Annotated in this window: 5 protein-coding genes and 1 pseudogene; all 6 read right to left on the bottom strand. The window is 33.6% G+C overall.

The genetic code is table 11. The features are described 5' to 3' along the window. Positions 1-106: 106 nt before the first annotated feature. The gene (locus tag DWZ16_RS14985) at positions 107-1048 is read right to left on the bottom strand and encodes a glycosyltransferase family 2 protein (protein WP_118523164.1); all 942 of its coding nucleotides are present in this window, start codon (positions 1046-1048) and stop codon (positions 107-109) included. Between the two features lie 10 nt (positions 1049-1058). Beyond that, on the bottom strand, positions 1059-1922 hold the full coding sequence (locus DWZ16_RS14980; protein WP_147353439.1) for a glycerophosphodiester phosphodiesterase family protein: 864 nt from the start codon (positions 1920-1922) through the stop codon (positions 1059-1061). After that, positions 1919-2362, bottom strand: coding sequence for an adenylyltransferase/cytidyltransferase family protein (locus tag DWZ16_RS14975; protein ID WP_118467362.1), 444 nt, complete (start codon positions 2360-2362; stop codon positions 1919-1921). The genes DWZ16_RS14980 and DWZ16_RS14975 overlap by 4 nt, the downstream gene beginning before the upstream one ends. 139 nt (positions 2363-2501) lie before the next feature. Continuing rightward, the gene (locus DWZ16_RS16350; RefSeq protein ID WP_243022053.1) at positions 2502-3767 is read right to left on the bottom strand and encodes a LicD family protein; all 1266 of its coding nucleotides are present in this window, start codon (positions 3765-3767) and stop codon (positions 2502-2504) included. A 42-nt stretch (positions 3768-3809) separates the two neighbouring features. After that, positions 3810-4532: pseudogene (locus DWZ16_RS16345) on the bottom strand (ABC transporter ATP-binding protein); the annotation flags it as partial. 11 nt (positions 4533-4543) lie between these two features. Continuing rightward, positions 4544-5294, bottom strand: a 751-nt coding sequence (locus DWZ16_RS14965) for an ABC transporter permease (protein WP_147353438.1), incomplete at its 5' end; no start/stop codon positions are given.

Raw genomic sequence — 5294 nt, 5'->3', positions numbered from 1 at the left:
TTTCAGCTTTGCAATAATTCCACAAAATGCGAAATTATATTTACGCAAAATTTCAATTAATCTACCATTGATTCTGTTATAAAAGAACGGATATTTCTTTAATTCATCAAAATGCGAAATTATATTTACGCAAAATTTCAATTAATCTACCATTGATTCTGTTATAAAAGAACGGATATTTCTTTAATTCATCATCGAATTTTATAAAGTCTGTTTTATATTTTTTCCCACTTGGGAGAAGACAATAAAAACTATATTGCATATTGCATACTCCCGTCAAACGATTTTCTATAGTTTTTCTTTTTTCCTCATCATCAACATTTTTCATATAATAATCAATCATGGTAAACAGCATTTTTTCATGATCTAAGTAGTGTTTTTTCACTCCAGAAACACTCATGCTTTGTCCTTCTCTTGCAATTCTATAATAATATATAGGTTTTTCATAATAAGACATCGTCTCGCAACAATTGTATGATTTAATAACAAATTCCACATCCGTATAAAAACAATGTTCTGTTATAGAAACATTATTTTTTCTTAGTAACTCTGTTTTAATTGCTATATCATGCATAGCCGGCATAAAGTCTTGTATTTCATTCAGGTAATAAAGACTTTTTCTCTCAAAGCAATCATAGCTTCCAATAACGCGAATAATTGCATTTGTCTTATCTTCAAATGTAACAAATGGAGAATATACCATATCTGCATCAGTTTCATTTAAATATTCTATAAAATCATCCAAATTTTCAGGAGAAAAGAAATCGTCTCCGTCAAGTTGTTTGAAATATTTTCCTCTTGCTTCTCTAAAACCAACATTTAATGTTGAGCCCCATCCTCCATTTTCTTTTTCTATAAGTCTAAATACTTCTGGATATTTTTTTTCATAATTTAAAGCAATCTCTCTTGTGCTGTCTTTGGATCCATCATTTATTATCATAACATCCAGTAATTCTTTATTATTTATATTACAAAACGGCTCCAATACTTCTTCTAATGTTTTTTCCACATTATAAGCTGCAATAGAAACAGATAATAGTTTATTCATTTTTTCCTCCTCAGTCTTTATCAATCAAATTACATATTTCATCTTCCGTAATCCAATCACTCACAACTCCATCGCCTAAATATTTACTTTTATATTCCTCAAAGTCATTTTCTACCGCCCAAAAAATCTTGATTCCATCTTTCCTAATATCTTTTATTTTCTCATCATCAGCATATTGTAAGTTTATATTAACCGCTTTAACTTTATATTTATTACAATTCGAAAGCAATTCATCAAACTTATCTGGGTAGACTGCATGCTGTCTTAACATAACATTCTTAAATGGATATATTTTTAATACATCCTCTAAGTCCTGGACATCATAGCAGGAAACAACCAAATGATTCAGCATTTCATCATTTTCTTTAAAATGTTCAACAATCCACGTATATGTTTCTTTTGCATCCTCTTTTACATCCAAAACCATATACGCGTCCGAATGGGATTTCATCCAATCTACAACGTCTCTGAATGATAACGGTGTATATTTTGACAAGATGCGAGCTTGTTTAAATTGCTCTAAAGTTGGCAGATATTCTCTTGGTATCTGTTCTTGAAGATATTCACTGCGCTGACGCTCAATATGATATAAGTACCCAAACTCTGGCTGTCCCAAATCAACTTCTGTCCAATCGTGTCTCAGTACAATTTCATCATCAGAAGTAAATCGCAAATCAATATCAAATAATCTTGTCCCATTTTGATAGGACTGATTGAGTGCTTCTAACGAATCTGTATATATGTTTCCATCTATTCCTCCCCCAGCATGAGCAATCACATTATAGTCATAAAATTTGGCTTCCTGAGTTGGTTTGCTGCAGGAACATAATACACAGCATCCGCATAACATTAATATGTATTTCCAACATTTCATCTTTCGCTGCCTTTATATTCTTCCCTTATTTTTTCTTTAATACTTTTTGTAGAAACTGATTTTGTATATGGAAAATAAACACACGAAACTCCTTTTTGTTTCAACTTTTCTTCTATTTCATTGTACATCTTCGTATTTTTCCAATCGTCTCCATGAAATAAAACGTTGTAATTAATTTCCGTTAATACCTCCAGCTTGTTCATTGTTTTCTGCGGAATTACTTGATCTACACATTTTAATGACTTTACAATACGAAGTCTGTCTTCAAAAGGAATAATGGGAAATTCTCCTTTATACTCTTTTACCAGTTCATCTGTGCTTACACCTACAACAAGGTATTCACAATTTTCCTTTGCTTTTTCCAGTATATTTAAATGCCCTACATGGAACAAATCAAAGGTGCCTGTTGTATACCCGATTTTGAATTTCTTTTTCTGCATAAAACAATCCCTTTATACTAATTTTCATTACATTTCAATTTACTTAGATATTCCTTGTAATCCATCTCTGTATCAAAAATTACCCCTCCATGCGTATTCGATACATTCTGAGGCGTCATATAATCTCCATACCTGTTTGTCAGATATGCATCATACCCAGCCGGTACCGCATTTTCAAATATTCAAAGTCCATCCAAATTGTCTCATCATACATATGGCGGTCTCTGATTCTCTTTTCTGTATCAAAAATAAAGTTTAAAGGTGCCACCTTATCTGCATCTTTCTCTTTGACTGACCGGAACATATCATCTATATATTTCCAGCAATTGTCTGTACTCAGATTTTCTTTCAACTCCTCTGGAATTTCAAAATCCTCCGGCCATTCAAATTCTCTTCCATCTGTCGTTTCAACAATAAATTGCTTTAATACATCACAGTTCATTCTCTGCTTCTCTACAACCTGTACATCATTTGAAACATTCTCTAAAACAAACAGATCGATAAAAATACCCTGATTAAATTCTTTATTCTGTCTTTCTTCTACGCTTAGGATTCCAGTTGTATAGCTATTTCGAATCTGAGCATGTCCATGTACATACTTTTTATCCGTGTACACATTCTGAAAAAAATACGGTTCTGTGAAATATCTGGGAGCAATCTCACATAACTTATCATAGTCTTCCCGGAACATTGCAAAATCCATATCATCATCCCAAGGAATGAATCCTTTGTGGCGCACTGCTCCCAACATAGTTCCTGCATCTGCGAAGATTTTTAAATTATTTTCCCTGCACACCGTCAGCAGGCGATCTGCCATCTCCAATTCAATCGCCCATACTTTTTTCTGCTGTTCTGTTATTTCAAAACCGAATTTTGTTTCCGGATCAAAAAATGACTTTATTGGATATGTGTTCCATCCATGCGGCATTACCAAAAATCCATGCTCTTTTCGCTCAGCTGTCTTGATATCCAACACAATAAAATCTGTCAGACTGTCATGAAGAACTAAATTTTCTCCCCATATACGTGCTTCCAAATAATATTGACCATCCAAAAGATAATTTTTATCAATATGACATTCCATGACTCCGCAATGCTCGGATAAAATCATTTTTTTATATTCCAATGCGGTTGATGTCCGATAAACTGGTGTATGATCTTTTGTAACAATTCCAAATGCAAAACTTAACGGCATATTTTTAGTTCTGCTTGCATATTGAAAACGAATTGTTATCTTATCTCCGGTATCAAAACAAGCACTGGATTTTCCTTCTTTGTCCAGCAGTTCAATCGAAGTAAAATGAACCAGTCCTGTTCCTTCTCTTTTCGCCTCCGGAGCGCTGAAAATACTCAGTGAGCTGCAGGTCTCATCAGTAAAAGGATTTTCCTTCTCCTTTTCCTTCATCTCTCCTTTATTTCCACTTAAGCTGTTTAAATACGCTCTTGATACTTCACGGACAGTTCCACAGCCTCTGACAACTCCTTTTTCTAACCACAAAGCATTGTCACAGATTTTTCGAACCGATTCCATCGAATGAGATACGTACAGAAGTGTCGTTCCTTCTTCTCGCATCTTTTTCATTCTTTTCTCACATTTTCGCTGAAACGCATAATCGCCAACCGCAAGAACCTCATCACAAATCAAAATATCCGGCTTAACCACCGTCGCGATCGCAAATCCAAGTCTTGCTGCCATACCGGAAGAATAATTCTTAATCGGCATATCTAAAAAATTTTCCAGCTCCGCAAATTCTACTATTTCATCAAAATGCTCTTTCATAAACTGTTCGTCATGCCCTAAAACAGCTCCATTTAAGTAAATATTTTCCCTGGCTGTCAAATCACCATCAAAACCGGCGCCCAATTCAATTAAAGGAGCAATCGTTCCGTTTACCGTTACTGTTCCTTTATATGGTTTTAAAATTCCGCAGATCACCTTTAACAACGTCGATTTTCCAGAGCCATTGATTCCTATGATTCCCCAGGACTCACCTTTTTTTACACTGAATGATACGTTTTTTAATGCAAGGAACTCCTCAAACATTAATTCTCGCTTTACAAGCTTAATAAAATATTCTTTCAGATTATCTATCTTTTCAGAAGCCATATTAAATCTGGCTGTTACATTCTTTACTTCAACTGCTATTTCATTTTTTTCATTCTGTTTCATTTTTTCCTCGTCTAAATATATAAAATAAATTTATCCTGTGTTTTAGAAAAAACAATGCTTCCGACAACCAGCGATATAAGTGCTACCGTAAATCCGTAAAGAATCCACTTAATATCAGGGAATACTCCTTTTAAAACAATGGTCCGGAATTGTACTACATATGAATACATTGGATTAAATATTTTAATTAAATGCTGTACTTGTTCTGGAAGCTGCTCAATTGGATAAAAAATTGGTGTAAGATAATTCCACGCTGTTAAGACTGCTGCATAGATATGCTGAATATCTCGGAAGAAGACACATCCCTGCGCCAATAGCAATCCAAGTCCAATACTAAATATATAAATTTGTATCAGCACAACCGGAATCCAAAACATATAAAAATTAAATTTCACACCGCACACAATAAATACAATCAACATAGCTCCAAGAGAAAATAAAGTATTTACGAAACTGCTTGTTATTTTGGATATTGCAAATATATATTTAGGTACATATGTCTTTTTTAGCAATGCACTATTTCCTATAATTGACCACATGGCCTGACTGGTTGCATCTGACATAAAACTAAACAATGTAGAACCAATAATCAAATATACCGGATAGTTTTCAATATTAAAGCGAAACATTTGTCGAAACACAATTACCATAATAATCATGATCATTAATGGATTCAGAATGCTCCATATATATCCCAGAAAACTTCTCCGGTATTTCAATTTAATATCTTTTATTACCAACTGCTTCATGAGTGGTTTATAT

It is taken from the genome of Clostridium sp. AF29-8BH (assembly GCF_003478145.1).
In the GTDB taxonomy this organism is placed as follows: Bacteria; Bacillota; Clostridia; order Lachnospirales; family Lachnospiraceae; genus Otoolea; species Otoolea fessa.
This window is presented reverse-complemented; position numbering and strand designations above follow the sequence as displayed.